The organism is Kineosphaera limosa NBRC 100340 (assembly GCF_000298215.1).
Taxonomy (GTDB): domain Bacteria; phylum Actinomycetota; class Actinomycetes; order Actinomycetales; family Dermatophilaceae; genus Kineosphaera; species Kineosphaera limosa.
Genome location: NZ_BAHD01000151.1, coordinates 1 through 1,990, shown reverse-complemented (window position 1 = coordinate 1,990; position 1,990 = coordinate 1). Strand labels below are relative to the sequence as shown.

General features: G+C 65.3%; 1 protein-coding gene and 1 pseudogene. Both read right to left on the bottom strand.

The features are described 5' to 3' along the window. Positions 1–193: pseudogene (locus KILIM_RS23635) on the bottom strand (hypothetical protein); the annotation flags it as partial. Between the two features lie 98 nt (positions 194–291). Then, positions 292–1,893 carry a methyl-accepting chemotaxis protein gene (locus KILIM_RS21790; protein WP_006594932.1) on the bottom strand — a complete coding sequence of 534 codons (1,602 nt, stop codon included), beginning with the start codon at positions 1,891–1,893 and terminating at the stop codon, positions 292–294. Positions 1,894–1,990 lie beyond the last annotated feature (97 nt).

Here is a 1,990-nt window from a genome sequence, read left to right as displayed (position 1 = left end):
AGCAGTTACTATTATCAATATGACGATTCGGTTCGCGCGTCAGGTCGGGGTAGGCGATGGCGAGTTGGGCCAGGGCCTTCTTCCAGTTGGTGACGACTTGTCCTTCGACCAGGCGTCCGGCGGCGCGTCGTCGTTCGGGGGGTAGGCCCTTCTCTTTCTCGCGGTCGCAGGCTCGTTTGTCCTCGATCGTGCAGCAGTCCCTTTCTGCGATGAGCCAGATCTCGCTGCACGGTTCAAGAGCCATCTTGTCCTGCGCTCCGCTGACACTACCGGCGCGGACTGGGTCAGGCCTCAGACGCGGTAGTGGGAGACCGTGCGGCGTAGCTCTTGGGAGAGCCGCACGAGTTCCTGCGCGCTGGTTCCGATGCCCTCGACGCGGGCGCGGGTGGCGTGGGCTGATCCGGTCATTGCCTGGGCTGTCCCGCTGGCGTCGTGGCCCGCTTTGGCGGTCGTCACGACGCTTTGTCCCATCTCCTGTGTGGTGGCGGTCTGCTCTTCGACGGCGCCGGCGATCGCGGCCTGGTAGTCGTTGATCTCGGCGATGACCCGGGAAATCTGTGAGATGGCCGCGACCGCGCCGGAGACGTCGTCCTGCATCGAGACGACGCGCCGTGTGATGTCTTCGGTGGCGCGGGCGCTCTCCTGGGCCAGTTCCTTGACCTCGCCGGCGACGACGGCGAAGCCCTTGCCCGCTTCGCCGGCCCGCGCGGCCTCGATCGTCGCGTTGAGCGCGAGGAGGTTGGTCTGCTCGGCGATGGAGGTGATGGTCCGTACGACGTCGCTGATCTGCGTGGAGGATTCCCCCAGTCGGGTCACTGTCGCGCTGGTGGAGTCGGCGGCTTCGACGGCCGAGGCCGCCACCCGGGCGGCGGCGTGGGCGTTTTGGGCGATCTCGCGGATGGAGGCCCCCATCTCTTCGGTGCCCGCGGAGACGGTGTCGACATTGCGGCTGACCTGCTCCATCGCGTGGAGCACGGCCTCTGATTGGGCCGCGGTGGTCTGCGCTTCGCGGTCCATGGCGGCGCTGGCGCCGGTGAGTTTGGAGGCCTCGTCGTCCAGAGTGCGCGAGGTGCCGGTGATCGTGGTGACGATGCCGTGCATCTTGTCGAACGTCTCGTTCATCGCGACCCGCAACTGCTCGGACTCGGTCGTTGAGTCCGTGACGGGGAAGCGGTAGGTCAGGTCGTTCGCCGCGAGTCGCTCCTGTACCTCGGCGATCGTCCGGGTCATCGGGTTGACGACGCCGCGCACGACGAGCAAGGACAGGAGGCAGGTCAGCAGACCGGCCGGGATGAGAATCCCCGCGAGGTGCAGACCAGCCTTCAGCGCGGCGGCACTGACGTCGTCGACGTAGATGCCCGATCCCAGGATCCACCCCCACTTGGGGAAGCCAGCCACATAGGACACCTTGGGCTGCGGGGCCTCAGCGCCGGGCTTGGGCCACTGGTAGTGGACGAATCCGGCGCCCGAGGTTTTGACGGTGTCGACGAAGGTCGTGAAGATCGGGAGCCCGTCCGGGTCCTTCTGGTCCGCGACGTTTTTTCCGTTGAGCTCGGGCTTCATCGGGTGCATGATCATCGTCGGGGTCATGTCGTTGACCCAGAAGTATTCTTTCCCGTCGTACCGCATTCCCGACAAGACGCCCAGTGCCTGCTGTTGGGCCTGGGCGTGGGTGAGCTTTCCGGATTCTTCTTGCTTGGCGTAGTAGTCGAGAACGCCCATCGCCGATTCGACGACCTGACGCGTCTTGGTAGATCGCTCCTCCAGAACGGTCGAGCGGACCTGGGCGTACGCGAGGCCCAGACACAAGGCCGTGCCCAACAGGCTCACGACAGCGAGGAGCACCAGACGCGCACGGGTCGTGGACCGCCGCATACGCTCGACGACATTCATGGATTTCCTTTGGACATCACGTGGGGACGATTCATACCCCTGTCGGCACGACCCAAGGACGACACCAGAGAATGCGTCGGATCGGTCGTAACAGCTG

Coding starts and splice junctions, on each gene's coding strand:
- KILIM_RS21790 (WP_006594932.1), bottom strand. CDS start 1,893: ATGAATGTCGTCGAGCGTATGCGGCGGTCCACGACCCGTGCGCGTCTG.